This is a genomic window from Cupriavidus sp. 2SB, from assembly GCF_005503625.1.
GTDB lineage: Bacteria > Pseudomonadota > Gammaproteobacteria > Burkholderiales > Burkholderiaceae > Cupriavidus.
On the sequence record NZ_SCMX01000020.1, the window covers coordinates 60,914 to 77,820 of the forward strand.

At 57.5% G+C, this 16,907-nt stretch carries 14 protein-coding genes; 2 read left to right on the top strand and 12 right to left on the bottom strand.

The genetic code is table 11. The features are described 5' to 3' along the window. Positions 1 to 9: 9 nt before the first annotated feature. Entirely contained in the window at positions 10 to 1,509 is a 1,500-nt protein-coding gene (locus FFS21_RS12010) for a class I adenylate-forming enzyme family protein (RefSeq protein ID WP_137925066.1), read from the top strand. Positions 1,510 to 1,587: 78 nt separating this feature from the next. After that, positions 1,588 to 2,178: a cysteine dioxygenase family protein gene (locus tag FFS21_RS12015; RefSeq protein ID WP_137925067.1), complete on the top strand. Its 591-nt coding sequence runs from the start codon at positions 1,588 to 1,590 to the stop codon at positions 2,176 to 2,178. Positions 2,179 to 2,220: 42 nt separating this feature from the next. On the opposite strand, the gene FFS21_RS12020 is transcribed toward FFS21_RS12015, so the two are convergent. The 12 genes from FFS21_RS12020 to betC all read right to left on the bottom strand — a co-directional run bounded on the left by FFS21_RS12020 (position 2,221) and on the right by betC (position 16,886). Further along, a complete protein-coding gene (locus FFS21_RS12020; RefSeq protein ID WP_137925068.1) occupies positions 2,221 to 3,813 on the bottom strand; it encodes a GMC family oxidoreductase in 1,593 nt (530 codons plus the stop codon). A gap of 173 nt (positions 3,814 to 3,986) precedes the next feature. Continuing rightward, positions 3,987 to 4,937, bottom strand: coding sequence for a formylglycine-generating enzyme family protein (locus FFS21_RS12025; RefSeq protein ID WP_212745236.1), 951 nt, complete (start codon positions 4,935 to 4,937; stop codon positions 3,987 to 3,989). Positions 4,938 to 4,951: 14 nt separating this feature from the next. Next, positions 4,952 to 5,911 carry a Bug family tripartite tricarboxylate transporter substrate binding protein gene (locus FFS21_RS12030; RefSeq protein WP_171020391.1) on the bottom strand — a complete coding sequence of 320 codons (960 nt, stop codon included), beginning with the start codon at positions 5,909 to 5,911 and terminating at the stop codon, positions 4,952 to 4,954. A 279-nt stretch (positions 5,912 to 6,190) separates the two neighbouring features. Further along, positions 6,191 to 8,530 carry an arylsulfatase gene (locus FFS21_RS12035; protein ID WP_137925070.1) on the bottom strand — a complete coding sequence of 780 codons (2,340 nt, stop codon included), beginning with the start codon at positions 8,528 to 8,530 and terminating at the stop codon, positions 6,191 to 6,193. Between the two features lie 243 nt (positions 8,531 to 8,773). Next, a complete protein-coding gene (locus FFS21_RS12040; RefSeq protein ID WP_137925071.1) occupies positions 8,774 to 10,498 on the bottom strand; it encodes a cobaltochelatase CobT-related protein in 1,725 nt (574 codons plus the stop codon). Between the two features lie 14 nt (positions 10,499 to 10,512). Continuing rightward, positions 10,513 to 11,466: an AAA family ATPase gene (locus FFS21_RS12045; protein WP_137925072.1), complete on the bottom strand. Its 954-nt coding sequence runs from the start codon at positions 11,464 to 11,466 to the stop codon at positions 10,513 to 10,515. 28 nt (positions 11,467 to 11,494) lie between these two features. Then, positions 11,495 to 11,815 carry a DUF202 domain-containing protein gene (locus FFS21_RS32910; RefSeq protein WP_137925073.1) on the bottom strand — a complete coding sequence of 107 codons (321 nt, stop codon included), beginning with the start codon at positions 11,813 to 11,815 and terminating at the stop codon, positions 11,495 to 11,497. Further along, positions 11,812 to 12,174: a YidH family protein gene (locus tag FFS21_RS12055; protein WP_137925074.1), complete on the bottom strand. Its 363-nt coding sequence runs from the start codon at positions 12,172 to 12,174 to the stop codon at positions 11,812 to 11,814. The genes FFS21_RS32910 and FFS21_RS12055 overlap by 4 nt, the downstream gene beginning before the upstream one ends. A gap of 128 nt (positions 12,175 to 12,302) precedes the next feature. Further along, positions 12,303 to 12,647 carry a carboxymuconolactone decarboxylase family protein gene (locus FFS21_RS12060; RefSeq protein ID WP_137925075.1) on the bottom strand — a complete coding sequence of 115 codons (345 nt, stop codon included), beginning with the start codon at positions 12,645 to 12,647 and terminating at the stop codon, positions 12,303 to 12,305. 85 nt (positions 12,648 to 12,732) lie between these two features. Continuing rightward, a complete protein-coding gene (locus tag FFS21_RS12065) occupies positions 12,733 to 13,701 on the bottom strand; it encodes a Bug family tripartite tricarboxylate transporter substrate binding protein (RefSeq protein WP_137925076.1) in 969 nt (322 codons plus the stop codon). Positions 13,702 to 13,929: 228 nt separating this feature from the next. Continuing rightward, positions 13,930 to 15,273, bottom strand: a complete 1,344-nt coding sequence (locus FFS21_RS12070; protein ID WP_137925077.1) for a tetratricopeptide repeat protein — start codon at positions 15,271 to 15,273, stop codon at positions 13,930 to 13,932. Positions 15,274 to 15,287: 14 nt separating this feature from the next. Next, positions 15,288 to 16,886, bottom strand: a complete 1,599-nt coding sequence (gene betC / locus FFS21_RS12075) for a choline-sulfatase (protein WP_171020392.1) — start codon at positions 16,884 to 16,886, stop codon at positions 15,288 to 15,290. Positions 16,887 to 16,907: the final 21 nt, after the last annotated feature.

The window sequence follows — 16,907 nt, forward strand, 5'->3', positions numbered from 1 at the left end:
ATAGAGGCTATGGGCTCGCGTGTAGATGCAGGACAATTAACGCTGATGGCCGCGTTCCAGTGCGCCTGGGACGAGGTTGAACGGCGAGAAAGAATTGCCATTACCGACGGGAATCGCACTTTGACTTATCCCGAATTGGCCGCATCGGTGGCGAAGTTCTCGGGGCAGTTCTTGAATGCGGGTGTCGGACACGGTGATCGTGTTGCCATTGGACTGGAGCGTTCAATCGACACGATCATCGCGATCCTCGGCACGATGGCGGCCGGCGCGTGTGCCTGTCCAATGGAACCCAAGCTCAGCAATGATGAACTGAGCCGTCGCTTCACGATGGCAAACCTGACCTGGCTGGTGGCTGACACCTCGGCCCCATTGCCGGAGCGGACCGACAACGTTCCCGTGCGCATCATCGTACCTTCGAGCTTACAAGAGGGAGGCGGCCAATTGTCACCGGCAATTGCGCCGGATGATCCAGCTTTCCTGCTGTTCACCTCGGGCAGCAGTGGCAAGCCCAAGGGTGTACTGCAGAGCCATCGCGGCTTACTGGCAAACGCGCTCGGAATCATCGCGCATTCGGGTCTTTCGGCACAGGACAAGTTGCTGCACGTCATGCCGCTCTATCATACGAACGGTGTGAACAACCAGATTCTCGCACCACTCTTGGCCGGCAGCACAATTGCGCTCGCGACACGCTTCCGCGCCGACGACATGCCTACCCTTCTGGCCAGGCACCGGCCGACGATTGTAACGGGCGTTCCGACGATGTACTCGCGGATGCTACCCATTGCTTTCACCAAAGAGAGTCTCGAATCCCTGCGGATGGCGCGATGCGGTTCTGCGCCAATTACGGAAGAGCTGCATCGCAAAGTTGAAGAGCATCTGGGTTGCCCCCTCGTTGTTTCGTATGGCCTGTCCGAGGCAACCTGCACGTCTACTATGAATCCGCCCATGGGGCGGCGGATCGGCTCCGTTGGTACCGTGCTGCAGGGACAATCCGTTACGTTGCGTACTCCAGACGATGCGGAAGTCACAACTTCAGGGACCGAGGGAGAAATCTGCATCACGGGGCCCGCCTTGATGCTTGGCTATCTTGAAGAAGGCAACAACGGCGTTGCGACAAGTCCTGGAGGAGTCATCCGAACCGGTGACTTGGGTCGATTTGATGACGACGGATTCCTGTATGTGACTGGACGGATCAAGGACGTCATTATTCGAGGCGGTGAGAATTTGTCACCCCATCTGATCGAATGCGCATTGGCGGAAGTGCCTGGTGTCGCCAATTGCTGTGTCGTGGGCAAGCCCGACGCCGACCTTGGTGAAGTACCACTGGCCTTTGTCGTCAGGACCAGCGACACGAACGGACAAGCACTGCAGGAAGGGCTATTGGTCTCCGCGGTTGAGAATAAGCTCTCCCGCATTTACAAGCCGGCTCAGATAGTGTTTCTCGAGAAACTGCCAGAGAATTCGGTCGGCAAGTTGGACCGAAAAGCCTTGAGAGCCATGGCGATCTAGATCCCAGACGCGACACTCGTTGACGGCGCTCCGTTGCCGTATCAAGGTCGCGTCCCGCGGATCGATTTGAGAAATTCCATGAGAGATACCTCTTTTCCCTCCGATCCGCTGCAACAATTCATCGATGCAGTCGGAATCGCGTTGGACTCACACAGCGTGGAATCCAAATTCCTTCCAGAAATCGGTGAAGCCATGAGACGGTTGATCGCCGATGATCACTGGCTTGCCGACACCTATGCACAGCCGCACGAAACGTACTATCAGCAGTATCTTCTACATCTGGACCCCGCCAACCGTTTTAGCGTTGTAAGTTTTGTCTGGGGTCCCGGTCAAGCTACACCAATCCACGACCATCTGGTGTGGGGCGTCATTGGTGTACTGCGCGGCGCCGAGATTTCCGATCCTTACTCTGCAGGATCGGCTGGGCATGCGCCTGTGCAAGGAAGCCCTCAGCGCTTGAATGTAGGCGACGTAGGCTACGTCTCGCCGTCAATTGGTGATGTACATCGCGTCAGAAACGCCTTCGATGATCAAGTCTCGATCAGCATTCACGTCTACGGTGGCGACATTGGCGCCATCTCCCGACATGTCTATGATCACGACAATGCCGCGAGGAAGCCCTTTGTATCCGGTTACGCGAACAAAGCTGAGGGAACCCCGCGTATGTAGTCAGGCGGGCTTCTGCCCGCCTCGAACTTTCAACTTCCGCTACTAGCGCCCCGCGAGGATGAAGTCGCTGGCCTTCTCCGCAATCATAACTGTCGGTGAGTTGGTGTTGCCCGAGATCAGTGTCGGCATGATCGAGCAATCGACTACGCGCAAGCCTGCGATCCCGTGCACCCGCAGTTGAGTGTCGACGACCGATGCATCGTCCGTACCCATCTTGCACGTCCCCGACGGGTGGAAAATGGTTCCCCCGCTTTCGCGCGCAAAAGCCAAAAACTCGTCGTCCGTGCGGAGCTTTTCCGTTGGTGCGTGGGCGGCCCCAATGTACGGCCGCATGGCATCGGTTTCCGTCAAACGCTGCATCAGACGCAACCCCTCAATGGCACATCGCCTGTCTACCTCGGCGGTCAGATAGTTGGCAACGATACTAGGCGACATCCGTGCATCCGCCGTCCGAATTTTCAGGCTACCTCGAGACTCCGGCCGCAACTGACATACGGAGATCGTGCAGCCCGAAAACTTGTGGGGATCCGTGCGTGACTTCTCCGCCGAGATCGCACCAAAATGAAACTGCACATCGGGCGTCTGCGAATCAGACAGAACTTTGGCAAACATCCCACCTGGTGTGGCCGTGTAAGCCAGCGGCCCGCGTTTGCGGAGCATGTAGTTCATACCCATGCCAAGTCGCCCCAACGGCGTCCGCATCTGATCGTTGATAGTGATTGGCTTGGTCACCTTGTACACGCCTCTGAGTTGCAGGTGGTCCTGAAGATTCTCTCCGACACCAGGAAGATCACGCACGATCGACACGCCAGCATCTTTGAGTACCTGAGCTGGACCAATGCCCGATAGCTGCAGTATTTGCGGACTTTGCAAAGCGCCCGCCGCGAGAATAATTTCCCGCCGTGCACTGACGCGCACGGTCTGTCCATTCTGCTCAAACTCGACGGCAGTCGCCCGCGATCCTTCGAAGTGCAGGCGGTTCACATAGGCGCCGGTCTCCACTCGCAGATTCTTGCGGCTCATTGCAGGCTTCAAATACGCAATTGCCGTGCTACAGCGCTCCCCTTCCTTTACGAACATCTGGTAGTACCCGCCACCTTCCTGCGTTGGCCCATTGAAGTCCGCATTTCTGGGAATGCCAAGCTCTACCCCAGCATCGAAGAACGCTTCCATCAGTTCGAACGGTTCATTGACGTCCGACGCCCAGAGCGGACCATTGCCACCATGGTATTCGCTGGCTCCACGTGTGTTGTGCTCCGACTTCTTGAAATACGGCAAGACGTCGTGCCATCCCCAGCCGGCGCAACCTGTGGACTCCCAGTGATCGTAGTCCTCCGCTTGGCCACGAATGAATATCAACCCGTTGATAGAACTGGAACCCCCAAGCACAACGCCTCTTGGCCAGAACATTTCTCGACCGCCCATGTTGGCCTCCGGCTCCGTGTAAAAGTGACGGGCATACTTGGTCTCGTACACCGTCTTGCCGTAGCCGAGAGGCATCCTTAGCCAGAAGGAGTCATCCCTCGGGCCAGCCTCCAGTAAGAGAACCGAGTGTTTGCCCGACGCACTCAATCGGTTGGCAAGGACGCAGCCTGCCGAGCCTGCACCCACCACTACGAAGTCATAAGTGTTCATGAAGTGCCTTTCTGAGTTTCTCAACAATTAGCGGACCAGGACAGCAAGTGGAACCGCAAATTACGTCCAGAACATACTTACAATATGGGATATATATCCTGAATTATGAATTCTAAGTGAACGCGGCGCGTGAGGGCATTGAGGGAAGCCCTACAACGCTAGAAAAGGAACACTCAAGAAAGAGGTTTCGCGACGCAGCGAAAGCCGATGTGACACGCTCCGGTGTCGACCATTTGCGGTTGCCGCGCCGCTGGTCGGAACCGGTCGCAATATTCCGGTGCACACAAGAACGACCCACCCTTCAGTACTTTGCGAGGGATCGCGATCGACTGATCACTCGCGTCGTAGCTCGCACGTTCCTCTGGCCCGCGTGGATTGCTGATTGAGCAACAGTTCTTCCTACCCAAACGCGGTTGGTCGACGTACCAGTCTTGCGTCCATTCCCACACGTTTCCTGACATGTCGAAAAGGCCATGGCCATTTGGGGCGAACTCGCCAACCGGAGAGGTTCGGTCGTACCCATCCTGCTTCAGGTTCTGCCAAGGGAATTCTCCCTGCCAAATGTTCGCCATGATCCGCCCGTCGGGTGAGAACTCATCTCCCCACGCATATGTAGCCCCATCGATGCCGCCTCTCGCGGCAAACTCCCACTCAGCTTCAGTCGGCAGAACCTTACCCATCCAGGTGGCATAGGCCATCGCATCTTCGTAGGCGATATGGACCACTGGGTGGTTGCTCAAGCTGTCGATAGTGCTACCGGCCCCGTAAGGGCATCGCCAGTGCGCCCCCGGGGTGAATTGCCACCAATCGTAAGGATTCTCGGTCGATGTGGGCGACCTGGGCTGCTCGAAAGTCAGCGATCCCGGCACCAGCATGTGGGCCGCCACCCCTGGGTACTTGTCGGCTTCCAAAGGTCTCTCGGCGACCGTCATATAGCCGGTTGCAGCAACAAAACGTGTGAACGCCAAATTGGTCACTGGCGTACTGTCAATCCAGAAGCCATCCACGCTGACAGAACGCGTTGGTGCTTCTTCTGAGTGATGTTTCTCACTGCCCATGCGGAACGCTCCGCCATCGATCCAAACCATGCCCGCCGGTGTAGAGTCCTTATCGCTGATATGCACTACACGCTCCTTGTCTACTCAAACTTCATGTTGTTTTCCTTCGCAAGCCTCGCGTAGCGATCGAAATCAGTCCGCATCAAGCTGGCGACATCGCCGGGCGAAGATGGACTCGGCTTGACAATGAAGCGGGCAAATTTTTCTTTCACATCTGGCATATTCAGGATCTTGTTGAGCGTCGCATTGGCCGTCACCACCATTTCTTGCGGGGTGCCATTCGGGAAAGCGAGGAAGTACCAGGTATCTGTTTCGAATGTTCCGGGAACGCCAACCTCCGAGAGGTTCGGGACATCGGGGAGTGCGCCGACCCGCTCACGAGATGTCACGACAAGCGCGCGTAGCTTTCCGGCAGCTACAAACTCCTTCACGCTGAACACCGTATCGACTGTGTACACCGTGTCGCCACCGAGCACGGCATTAACCGATGGAACACTGCCCTTGTAAGGTATGTGTGTGCCTTCAAGAGCGGCGCTTTTCTTCAGCATTTCGATCGAGAAAAGCATAGCGGTGCAGCACGAGCTGAAGTTCAGCGACTTTGGGTCACTTTTTGAGATCTCCTGCAGATCCTTGAAGCTCTTGATGGGCGATTTTGCATTCACGACCAGTGCCAGCGGCGTACGCGCAACCATCCCGATTGGTGTGAAGTCTTTCATGGGGTTGTAGCGCTGCGACGGTTTGACGATCTGGTTCTGTACAAAGCCGAGCGTGAGCAGACCCATGGTGTAACCGTCAGGCTTAGCATTGGCCAATGCTGCTGCACCGACCATGAACTCTCCACCTGGCTTGTTCTCGACCACCGCCGTCACGCCCCACTGCTCTGCGAATTTTTCGGCCAACGTTCGAGCCATGGCATCTGAGGCACCGCCCGGTCCGAACGGGACGACCATCGACACGGTACGGCCGCGTTCCGGGTATTTCTGGGCAAGCACCGTCGTCGCAGACGCCGACAACAGAAGTCCGAAGATTGCCGTTTGCATTACTCGCCTTGCTTTCATTGCCAGTCCCCTTGGTTGTCGGAATGTGAGTGATGCCGCCTGCAATCCCGCTCACTCAATCCCATATCGTAGGATTCGTATCCCATATAAATATAGGATGGCATCTACGGTCCGGCAACCAGCGTAGGCTTAGTGAATTACCCTTGGTGGTTGGTCTCGTTGCCCAACAGAAGTTGGTGGACGTGAAAAAGCCCTCCCGCTTGTTGCACGGGAGGGCCACAGCAAGACCAGTCAAAGCGCCAAGCCAGAGACAATCACGGGTTATTCGTGCTCCTGCCTCGCTTGTGCCGCCGCCCGCATCTCGGCGTCTCTGGCTTCTTCGCCCAGTTCCGTAAGAACTTCGACGGATACCTCGTGGATCTGACCCATGAATGGGAATCTCCCGACATAGGTATCGTCCACCGGCGTCCCAGTGTCGAGTCCGATATCGAATGTTTCCGTGTACGAGTATTGGATTGGCACCGTGTGTGGAATGTGGCCCTCGCCTACCAACGTGTCGCCGACGTAGAGACTAACCAGTCCACCCGCCCCAGGTTTCTGTTGCTCCGACGCAAACGTCATGCGTAACGTCTGTCTGCCTGCAGGAATCAATGCCGTGGAGATGACGCGATGCCGAGCCAGGCCTGAGAGATTGTGAACATAGTGCAGGCGCTGATTTTTCACGTAGAGGGCATAGCCTCCGAAGCGACCGCCTGCGGCAACGATAACGCCTTCAGCGGTGGCCTCTGTCATGGTCAAATCAGCAATGATCTGGTGCGAGCGTCCTTTTAAATTGGGCGCACTGCCCTCCGGGATACCGAACACGCCCTGTGCATAGACGAAACGCTTGCGCCCACGCGCAGGCGACGGTCCCTGGTGATAGCGCTCGCCATATCGGTCATCAAGCGGGAAGACCTTGCACTTCATGGCTTGCTCTCGCCAGATCGCTTTCAGTTCGGTTAGTTTCTCCGGGTACTCCTCTGCCAAGTTGTTCGCCTGTGAGAAGTCTTCCTCAATGTTGTATAGCTCCCAAGGGTCCGACTCGAACTCCCCTGTGGCGTTGCCTCCCCCGATCTGCCACGGCAGCCTTCCACGGTGCCGGGCACACGCCACCCAACCCTCGTGAAAGACCGCTCTATGACCGAGCAACTCAAAATACTGCGTGGCACGTTGCGAACGTACTTCAGCATCGAGAAACGTGTAGCTGAGCGACACCCCCTCCACTTCACACTGCTCGACACCATTGACCCGTTTCGGCATTGGTATGCCGGCGGCCTCCAGCAGAGTGGGCACGATGTCGATGCAATGGTGGAATTGCTCCCGCAGCTCGCCCCGGTCGGGAATACCATTTGGCCAGGAAATCACCATACCGTTGCGAGTGCCGCCGAAATGCGAGGCAATCTGCTTGACCCATTGCATTGGCGAGGATCCAGCCCACGCCCATCCCACGGGATAGCTGTTGTAGCTATTTGGTCCACCTATCTCGTCGATTTGCGCCAGTTGCTCCTCGAGAGTCTGCGGCATGCCATTCAGATTTCCCCATTTGTTCACTTGCCCAAGCAGCGTGCCTTCTGCACTAGGGCCGTTGTCGCCTGCGATGAACACCACCATCGTGTCCTCGCCGATCCCCTGCGCCTCCAGTTCCTCCATCACCCTGCCAATCTGGAAATCGCAGTGCGACAGCGCTCCAGCGAACGCTTCCATTTGCCGGCATCCAAGGCGCTTCTCGCCTTCTGTCCCCTCATCCCAAGAGGGAATCTCGTCGGGCCGTCCTGTCAGCCGGGCATTGTATGGAATGATCCCTAACTCACGCTGACGTTCATATGTACGGCGACGTTGCTCATCCCAGCCATGATCGAAACAACCGCGGTACTTTTCGATCCAGTCCTTGGGTGCATGCAGCGGGGAGTGCGCGGTACCCGGCGCAAGGTACAGAAAAAACGGGCGGTCTGGATCGACGGCCCGTTGCAAGCGAATCCATGCAATGGCATGGTTCGCCAGATCTTCGTCCAGATGCATCGGCGTAGCGGCATCGGGTCGTGTGACCGGTCGAGTGTTCTCGACCAGTACAGGATCCCACTGATTGGCGTCTGCGCCCAGGAAGCCATAGAAATACTCAAAACCCAACCCGGTCGGCCATCGATCGAACGGGCCAGCAGGGCTCGTTTCCCACTCCGGCGTGTTATGCCATTTTCCGATTGCGGCTGTCCCGTACCCGTTGGCGCGCAAGACCTCCGCGATACATGCGGAGTTTCGGGGCCAGATTGAGTTGTATCCGGGGAAGCCGGTAGCCAGGTTGGTAATGGAACCGTTGCCAACGCTATGGTGGTTCCGCCCCGTCAGAAGCGCGGCTCGCGTCGGGGTGCACATCGCAGTCGTATGAAAGCGGTTGTATCTGAGTCCGCGATCTGCCAATCGATCGAGCGTTGGCATCTCGACCGGCCCACCGAAAGTGCTGGGCTGGCCAAAGCCGACGTCATCGAGCAACACCAGGATGATGTTAGGTGCTCCGTCGGGCGGCCTGATGGGCGCAGGAAAGCTCTGGCTTGACTCCTTCGCTGTCTCGGCAATCTTTCCGTTGAACTCGTCCTCTGCGAGCGGCAGCGCACTTCTATCTTTCATATTGCCTCCGAAGTTCCCATAAATCCCATTTTTTAGGATGCTACTCCCATAAAATGGTAGGAGATGGGATTGGAGGTGTCAACGTGACGACGCAAAGGAATTCGGCGGGCGGTTTGCGCTTTGCACTGAGATAAAGCCGCGATGGCAAGATACGCGTTGATAGTCAGCCCGTGTAGCTGCTCGAAATTGAAGAGCCATACGGCTCACTCGCCCACGATTCGCAAAGGGTGGCGGCGACGTTGCCTAGCGAGTGGCTCGTTCCATCCAGTGAACAATTTCCTGCAGCAGCGGCATTCCCGGCGGCGTGGACAGGTCGATGGGCAGGTTAAGCCGATAGTACGGACTCAAATCGAGACCGACGCCAAGCGCCATGATGCGAACATCGTTCTTCTGTTCGTGCGCGCCCACCACCGCCCTGAGGTGATTGTCCAGGTAGTGCGCATCATTGGCCTGCCCCGTGGCGCAATCCATCGGACTACCGTCCGAAATGACCACCAGGAAGCGTCGAGCTTCAGGCCTGTCAAGGAGTCGTTTGCACGCCCACTGGACGGCCTCTCCATCAACGCCCTCCCGGAATAAATCTGCCTTCATCAAGGCCGCAATCTGACTGCGAGCCCGCCTCCAGCCAGTGATTGCGTCCTTGAAGATCAAGTGACAGGTTTCATTGAGCCGCCCAGGCTGCGCGGTCCGACCGACTGAAAGCCAGTCCCGTCTGGCTTTACCGCCATTCCACGCACCGGTCGTAAATCCCAGGATTTCATTCGTCACACCCGATTGATCAAGTACCCTGCACAACACATCAACCAGGATGGCAAGGTTTGCGCCATGCTGCTTCATGGAACCAGAACAGTCGATAAGCACGGTCACCGCGCAATCAGGGCGAGGCAGATCCTGATCGCGCCGAAATACTCGACGCTCCCCAGGTGAACAAACGATCCGGCTCAATCGGCGACCGTCGATCCGACCAGACTCCTCGCCATCTAGCCATCCATCTCGCCGCGGCGTCGAAAACATGGGAAGCATAAGCCGCGACAACTTGCCAACGTTGATGTGCTGAGACGCGATCTCGTGATCGAGGTGGGCTCGAAACTCGGCTAGTAACTGGGTCCGTACTAGCGAGCCAGCGTATAACTCCCGATCATAAGCGCGGGTATAGATGCGGTAGCCGTCGGCGGATGCATCCAAGACCTTATCCGATCCGTTTCCCAACGTTTCAATCGGATTCAAACTCTCAACTTCATTGTCCGACTCTAGGCAAAGGATGGCCTTTGCCGCCGCATGAGTCACGGCCTGATCCACACCGTCACGGTCCGCAATATCTCGATATTCCTCTTCGATCATGGCAGCTACTGCCTCGGCGTACTGCTTGGCAGCGACCGCAAACAGGGTCTGCGAAGTCTTGTGGCGCCGCATCGCCGCCAGTGAGCCACCTATGCGATGAGATATGCCTGCACGGGTTGCCTCGATCAAATCTTCAGATTGGCAATCCAAGGGATAGCCAAGAAGTCGTGACCAAGCCATCTGCACCGCGGTGTACACCAGGATACCGATTTGACTGTCTGTCAGGCTTGACTCTAGAGCCTGGTTGGCCCAATGCTCGAAACGTATCTGCAGATTTTTCTGCACACCACGCAAGCTCTTTGGGGCGAGAGATTCGCAACGCATCTGCTCCAGGACTTCAAACAGTAGTCTGGCAGTCGGGTCAGCCGGGCGAACCTGTCGGTGAACGCTTCTATCAGACAATTTCTCCCGAAGAGCAAGTGCATCCGCATCGCCTCGTAGCACACCGCGTTTCCCAGGAGTCACTCCCTGAACCGTCAATGCATGCGCTGGCAACGCCGCGTTTCCCCGAAAAAGTCGTCCAGAACGGTAACCCAGATTCGCATCACTGGTCAGTGCCCGTACCACTGCAGCACACAGTGACGTGCATTCCTGCTCAATCCGACATGCCCTACGTTCTGACGACATACTGCCGGCCCCGCTCAATCAGCAATACCTGCGTCCTCGAGCTCTACCCCGAAGCAACGCTGATAGTATTCGGCAACGATCGGGCGCTCGGCAGGGTCGCACTTATTGAGGAAGCTAAGGCGAAAGGCCATCGACGGGTCGCGGAAGATCTCGTGGTTCTCGGCCCAAGTAATGACTGTACGAGGCGACATCAGCACCGCGATATCTCCCGAGGCGAATCCTTTTCTGGTCAGGTCAGCAACCGCGACCATCGTATCGACCAGTTCGCGACCCGATTCTGAGTCGAGCTGCGGCACGCGCGCCAAAACGATGTCGACTTCTTGTTGCCTCTCAAGGTAGTCGAGCGTGGCGACCACACTCCATCGATCGAGTTGGGCATGATTCAGTAGCTGCGTCCCGTGATACATGCCAGTGAGATTGCCGAGCCCCACCGTGTTGCTTGTCGCAAACATCCGAAAATGCGAGTGCGGTTGGATAACACGGTTTTGATCCAGTAGTGTGAACTTCCCCTCACGCTCAAGGATCCGCTGAATAACAAACATAACGTCCGGCCGGCCAGCGTCATACTCATCGAAAATCAACGCCATCGGGCGCTGGAGCGCCCACGGTACGATGCCCTCCTGGAATTCACTAACTTGGAGGCCGTCCCGCAACACGATCGCGTCTTTGCCGACCAGATCCAGACGGCTGATGTGTCCGTCAAGGTTGACCCGCACACAGGGCCAGTTCAAGCGCGCTGCTACCTGCTCAATGTGAGTCGACTTGCCGGTACCGTGCAAGCCTTGCACCATGACGCGGCGGTTGTTCGCGAAACCGGCCAGGATTGCGAGAGTCACCTCCGGGTTGAAGCGATACGCCGGATCGACTTCGGGCACGTGATCATCTCGCTCGCTAAAGGCCGGTACCGTAAGGCTGGAGTCAATTCCGAACGTCGTGCGCACTGAAAGCTTTAGATCAGGCCTATCCATCGTCTTCTCCGTCAGAAGTCGTCGTACCTTAAAGGCTCACTCGCGGCAGATGGCTCACATACAACGCCACGAATGCGGAGAGTAGTGATAACCAGGCACCGATCCAGATCATGACCGAAGGTCGCGGGCGCGCATGCGGGCCGAACTCCCTCAGCTCACGTCCTCGGAATCCGCAAGCCAGTGCAACTGCAAGGCTTGTGAGTCCGACCAAGATCGCCAGCGCCCGAAACGATACGCTATTCCCGCTGACGGCCGCCCTCGCGCAGCCCACCGCAATGACGGCGCTCGCCCAGCCTGTGCGCCCCCAGGCGAGCGAAGTCCGCTCGGGTTGCACTCCTGGATCCCTCATATGCTCAATAGCACCGTGACTGTAACGCTGACACAGAATATGGCCGTGCCGAGAAGCGACTGGAGAAGGCTCGACGGAAGACTGCGCGCGTGTCGCATGGCAACCTCATTTGCCTTCCAGCGGAAGTAGCAAGCGCCGCCGGCAATGCACGCCGTCAGTGACAAGGCAATACACAGCATCTTTAGCGGAGCCGGATTGACGGCGTGCGTGGCAATCTGTTCGATCACCACAACAGTGGCGAGGAGCGCCAACACCGTGCGCACCCACGCCAGGAACGTACGTTCATTCGCGAGCGAGAACCGATAATCCGGGTCCTGTCCCTCGCGATACCACGGCACGTTTTGATCATTGTGTTGCATTGAATTCCTACCAACGTAGCGTGCTTCTATAAGCTGAGAGCTGAACAAGTTCTGCAAGAAGCGCGGCAGTGGCGCCTGTTATTGCACTCTGGACACCATGACGAGCATGGCCCACTGCCGCACCTCCATCATTGCGCAGAAAACTGCTGGTACGCCTCAAAGGCACGGACCGAATAGACGTATGCCGCGCCGGTGTTCAGCGCCATCGCAGTACCCAAGGCGTCCGCAATCTCCGCCTCGGTAACACCCGCATTCTTTGCGGCGTTGGCATGGGCAGCGATACACGCATCGCAACGTGTCGTCACGGCGACGGCGAGAGCGATCAACTCTCGCGTTTTCGGATCCAAAGCGGCGTTACCGTTTTGACTGGCGTTGAAACCTTGATACGCAGCCATCAACTTCGGGGCGGCCTTGGCAAGAGCGGCGCCCGCCTGCTTGTTCTTCTTGAACGAATCGATCCAGTCTTGCAGCATTTGTCTACCTTTTATGGTTGGGGTGAAAAGCTCCACGATCACATGTCAGAGACCGCTGGAGAGAATGCTTGGGGAGCGTGATGAACTACTCGGCCGACATTCCAGCCTGCCGGATTGCCTTTGCGTAGTTGGCTACATCAGCTTTCAGGGTGATGCGCATTTGGTCGGGCGTCGAAACGGCTAACTCCGCACCCTGCCTACGCGCGAACTCCACGATGGCTGGCGCTTGCATGCCGGCGAGGGCCTGCTGAATACGATCGACCACCAGTGACGGTGTGCCGGCGGGCGCCATGAGGCCCATCCACGATGTGGATTCAAATCCAGCCACACCTGACTCAGCCAATGTCGGGACGTTCGGGAGCGACGGTACTCGTTTGGCACTGCCTACCGCCAACACCCGAACCTTGCCTGCCTCCACCGCAGGCTGGATGGCGGTGAGGTTCATAAATGCGATCGGCACATGACCTGCCATCACATCCGACATGGCGGGGGTGCCTCCCTGATACCCAACATGCCGCATCTTGATGCCGGTCATTCGTCCGAACTGTTCGCCAGCGAGGTGTGCCGGGCTGCCCGGACCAGGCGTGGCATACGCGATGCCGTCCTCTTGGGACTTCGCGTAGGCGATGAATGCCGTCACCGTCTTGGCCGGGAATGCGTTGTTGACCACCAATGCGTTCGGCACCGAAAACAGAACCGCCACCGGCGCCAAATCCCTTTGAACGTCGTATGACATTTTTGGAAACAGCGTCATGTTGATGGCATTCGTGCTGCTCGCAAAGAGCAACGTATAGCCATCAGGCTTGGACTTTGCGACCAGGTCCGCACCGATGTTCGATCCGGCGCCGGGCTTGTTTTCCACCACAACGGGCTGTCCCACGCTGGCCGATATCACACGTGCCGCCTGTCTTCCGAGCACGTCCGCTACGCCACCGGGGGCCCACGGGACGATCAATCGGATCGGCTTTTCCGGCCACTTCGTTTGCGCCGCGGCATACGTACAGAACGCTGGTCCGCAGAACATCACTGCGGATAGGGCGATTTTCTTGAGCATGTTTTGTCTCCGATAAGGGCGCCTCTGCGGGCGCTCTTTCACATTCACGCTGGATGTCTACATAGAATTGTTCAATTCTTTTGCGATTGCGGGTCGCTACCGGCATCCCGAGTGGCGATGCTTCGCTCACCAGGCCAACAAATGAGTTGGACGGGCTATCGGGACTTGGGACTTGGGACTTGGGTATTCGACAAGGCGATGTCCTGCTGAACACCACCCTGCTGAAGACTACGCCTGCGCGAGACGAGCGTCGAACTCCTTCTGGTTCGCCAGCCAGGCTAGGGTTCGTTGCGCATTGGAGCGCTTGGCCGCTTCGTTGGCGTACTGCACCACGATGTCGCGCTGCGCGTGGCTTGCCCCGACCTCCTGCAAAAGCGGACGTAGCTTTTGAATCAGGGAAAGACACTTGTCAAATTCCCCTTCCTCAAAGGCAAGAATTCCCTCGCATGCGTCCAACCCAACGCGTCGAATCACTTGGGCAACATGCATATCGCTGTCGCCCGCATAGTCCTTCATCGACTGAATGTGAGCCCTGGCCGCACCGAATCGCCGTTCCCGTGCCAGAGACATCACGGAATGCAGATCGGTGAAAACCAACGCATGGTCATCTCGATGCGCCTCGGCATAGTCCGCAAGTAGTTTCCAACGCTCGCCGACTTTTCCGCCTTTGAATTCGACACGCGCCAGGAAAGACGCGGCATTCTGGATATCCAGGTAGAAATCCGAGTCACCGGTGTAGATAGCCTTGTCGTAAAGTGCCATGGCCGACTCGATATCTCCCGCTTCCAGAGTGAAGAGTCCAAGATGCCACCAGAGATGACCACGAAACGGATTGCGGTCGTCCCACTCTTCGATGGGCACCGCGAACCAGTCGCGGCCTTCTGCATGACGGCCTTGCATTTCGAACACATGGGCAACCGCATGTACAGCCCACAGGTCATCCGCGCAGCGCACGACGGCATCTCGCCCGTATTCCTCAGCCATTTCGAAGTGGCCATTCTCCTGCAAGCCGAAGGCCAGCATTCCCAGGACGTTGCCGTAGTTAGGCATATCAGGCGTCCATGCAGGAAGCACTGCGGCCGGCGCCGATTGCAGAACCTCGGTGCGACCCATCCAAAAGCTCACAAAGTGGTGCAAACGGAGCGCGAGAATGTCGTGCGGATGTTCGATCAGGATCTGTTGCCATTGCGCGCATGCAGAATGCAAATCGCCTTGACGCCAAAATTCAAGGGCACGAACATGGCGTTGCTCTCGCTGCGACGCATCCTGAGCGCAGCGCTTGGCATTCTCCAGCGCGACGCTGGCGTTGTCGTACACGTTGAAACTGCTGTACATCATCAGCATGTAGCCGCGCAGACAATGCGCCATGCAGAACGACGGCGCGATCTCCAACGCACGCTTGACGTTGGGCATGGCCGACAGCCGATACTCCAGAAGGTCGGAGATCGCCTGGTTATAGGCGACAAGGGCCGCGGAGTTCTCTACGGTGATTGTGAGGTTTTGATTGTCGAACATGGTAGTCACACTATTCTGTTCCGAACCATCGGCCGCGCCGGCGCGGCCGATGTCCATCTGACGCGTGCTGTCTAGCGCGTGGTATTGGGAATCAGACCAGCTTCCTCATCGGTGAGCGGCTTCGGCTCGGCCTGAACGACCGGCTCGTAGTAAGGGAAACGTGCACGCCCCTTCACGGCATTCGTGCCTTCCGCATCGCCACCGCCTCGAACGTAGCGCGACTTGTCTCCGTGACGGAACTCGAAAGACCAGTTGTCGCGTTTCTCGTTCTTAACCAGCGACCACAGAAGTTGCCGCGAGGCCTGGCTGCGGAGCACGCGCTCGTTGAGAGCGTCAGGACACCACCCCTCAAGCACAGTGTCGTGCATACGCCGTTCGACGTCAGCATATGCCGGATCGCCGCACAGGTTCTTCTGTTCGTTCGGATCCACTTCCAAATCGAAGAGCATGGATTCGTGGCCGTGCGTGTAGGTGTACTTGAAGTTCCCCTCGCGTACCATTCGGCACGGCGCGCACACGCCCATGTCGCTGTACTCCGAGAAAGCTCGATCGCTCCACCCGGTTCCCGTGCCGGTTATCAGACCTGTCATGTCGCGGCCATCGATCTCGGTGACGGTGTCGACCTTCCCGTCGTCGGCAACCGACATGAGAGTTGGCATCAAGTCCACGAGCGAGACGTTCTTCTCGACCACCTTGGCCTTGGGCAGACCGGGTCCACGGATAATGAGAGGAATTCGGGTCGCATTCTCAAAGAACGTCTGCTTGAACCACATGCCCCGCTCACCCATCATGTCGCCGTGATCGGCCGTGAACACGATGATGGTGTCTTCCAGCAGCTTCGTCTGCTTCAGGATTTTCATCATCTCGCCAAGCTTGTCATCCACGTAGCTGATCATGGCGTAGTACGCGTGGCGAGCATTTTTCGTGTGTTCATCCGTGACCGTCAAGCGATCGCGGCCGTGCGAGTAGTAGAGCCACTTGCTGTGCGTATCGAGCTGATCTAGCGGAATCGGGCCAACCTTCGGCATATCGATCTCATCATGATCGTATCGGTCCCAGTGTTCCTGCGACGCGGTGAACGGCGAATGCGGGTGCGTCAGGGAGACCGTGAGGAAGAATGGCCTGTCGCGGGGCTGACGCGCCAGGTCGTAGATCTTCTGATTCGCCATGAAGCTGGTTTCTTCATCGTAGTCGAGTTGCAAGCTGCGGAAGCAGGGGCCCGCCTCGACAACGGCTCGCATGTTGATGCCCGTAGGCGCATTGCGAGGACCCGCCTTCCAATCCGGCACCCATGCAAAGTCCGCAGGATAGATGTCCGTTACCAGCCGTTCCTGGTAGCCATGCAATTGATCCGGGCCAACGAAGTGCATCTTGCCGGAGAGCGTCGTCGAATAGCCGAGACGACGCAGGTAATGCAGCAGCGTCGGCGTCGACGCCGTAAGCTCTGCAGCGTTGTCGAACGCATCAATGCTCCACGGCAGACAACCGCTAAGCATGGCGTAACGCGACGATGCGCAAATCGGTGAGTTGGTATACGCGTTCTTGAACGTGACACCCTGCTCGCTCAGCGCAGCAATATTCGGTGCCTTGACCACGTCGTTGCCATACGCAGTCAATGCATTGGCGGTCAGTTGGTCGGCCATGAACAGAATAATATTTGGGCGGCGCATTCCAGTGTCTCCTTTCGTGGA

Coding starts and splice junctions, on each gene's coding strand:
- FFS21_RS12020 (WP_137925068.1), bottom strand. CDS start 3,813: ATGAACACTTATGACTTCGTAGTGGTGGGTGCAGGCTCGGCAGGCTGC.
- FFS21_RS12035 (WP_137925070.1), bottom strand. CDS start 8,530: ATGAAAGATAGAAGTGCGCTGCCGCTCGCAGAGGACGAGTTCAACGGA.
- FFS21_RS12015 (WP_137925067.1), top strand. CDS start 1,588: ATGAGAGATACCTCTTTTCCCTCCGATCCGCTGCAACAATTCATCGAT.
- FFS21_RS12060 (WP_137925075.1), bottom strand. CDS start 12,647: ATGCTGCAAGACTGGATCGATTCGTTCAAGAAGAACAAGCAGGCGGGC.
- FFS21_RS12055 (WP_137925074.1), bottom strand. CDS start 12,174: ATGCAACACAATGATCAAAACGTGCCGTGGTATCGCGAGGGACAGGAC.
- FFS21_RS12045 (WP_137925072.1), bottom strand. CDS start 11,466: ATGGATAGGCCTGATCTAAAGCTTTCAGTGCGCACGACGTTCGGAATT.
- FFS21_RS12040 (WP_137925071.1), bottom strand. CDS start 10,498: ATGTCGTCAGAACGTAGGGCATGTCGGATTGAGCAGGAATGCACGTCA.
- FFS21_RS12065 (WP_137925076.1), bottom strand. CDS start 13,701: ATGCTCAAGAAAATCGCCCTATCCGCAGTGATGTTCTGCGGACCAGCG.
- FFS21_RS12010 (WP_137925066.1), top strand. CDS start 10: ATGGGCTCGCGTGTAGATGCAGGACAATTAACGCTGATGGCCGCGTTC.
- FFS21_RS12030 (WP_171020391.1), bottom strand. CDS start 5,911: ATGCAAACGGCAATCTTCGGACTTCTGTTGTCGGCGTCTGCGACGACG.
- FFS21_RS32910 (WP_137925073.1), bottom strand. CDS start 11,815: ATGAGGGATCCAGGAGTGCAACCCGAGCGGACTTCGCTCGCCTGGGGG.
- FFS21_RS12070 (WP_137925077.1), bottom strand. CDS start 15,273: ATGGACATCGGCCGCGCCGGCGCGGCCGATGGTTCGGAACAGAATAGT.
- betC (WP_171020392.1), bottom strand. CDS start 16,886: ATGCGCCGCCCAAATATTATTCTGTTCATGGCCGACCAACTGACCGCC.